Source organism: Neisseria sp. P0009.S007, from assembly GCF_051962515.1.
Window position 1 is genome coordinate 1 of sequence record NZ_JBQCVF010000616.1, and the last position, 939, is coordinate 939.

1 protein-coding gene and 1 pseudogene are annotated in these 939 nt (G+C 43.0%); both read left to right on the forward strand.

Annotated elements, in window-relative coordinates:
• On the forward strand, positions 1-343 hold a 343-nt coding region (locus ACTHS3_RS15185), incomplete at its 5' end, for an ATP-binding domain-containing protein (protein WP_440368391.1).
• Positions 344-439: 96 nt separating this feature from the next.
• Positions 440-939 (forward strand): annotated as a pseudogene (locus ACTHS3_RS15190) (hypothetical protein); the annotation flags it as partial.

Genomic DNA, 939 nt, shown 5'->3' on the forward strand with positions numbered 1-939 from the left:
TTTTCCTGAGAAAGATGGATTCAAAAAAATTGCCATCAGCCGTTTGCCTGATTTTGAATCGGCTTTTGCCATGACGGTGCATAAGAGCCAAGGTTCGGAATATCGGGAAGTATGGCTGTTGCCCCCGTCAGTGCCTGCAACGACGGAAAGCGAAGAAGAAGCCCGAGGTTTGGATAAGGCTCTGCTTTACACAGCCATTACCCGTGCGCGTGAACGTTTTGTGTTTTGGGGAAATGCGGAGGAATTATGTCAGGCTGTGGGATGCCATCAAAAACGCAGGACGGCATTGGCCGATGCCTTGGAATGGCAGTTTGAACAGCTTGATGAGCAGGATTCTGTTTGACCTGAATCAAGAGGCCGTCTGAAAGAGGATAAAGCGTTTAAATCTGCTTGACTGATTACACTAATTTACATACGATAAAAATAATTAGTAAATAAAATGAATAATTTATACGAAATTCATAATTTTGTACGCTTTATCGAATACTTCACTTTCAATACCTTCTTTTGGAGAGTCGGCATGAAATTTCAAACCAAACTGATTGTAACCTGTATTTTATTGGCTTCATCGTCTTATTCTTTGGCAGAGAATGCTGATGGCGGACGTGATGCGGCGGCTTTGTCCACCACCAACGATTACGTCAATTCCGGCAGTATTATTCGCAAAGATGACGATAAAATCAGTATTTTCAATGATTTATTGACTATAAATGGTGGTTTGCGCGTGCGTGCGGATACCAAAGACATCAATGCCAACAACAGCAGCGTTAATCCGACGCCTGAAGATACCAATGCCAACTTTAATGCGGAGTTTTGGTTACGCGCAAAACTGTATAAAGATTGGAAATTGGTTGCCCAAATCGAGCCGAATATCGATTTGGAAACCGGTAAGTTCAACGGCGATCATGATGTGCCGGTGAATAAACTGTATGCCGAAGG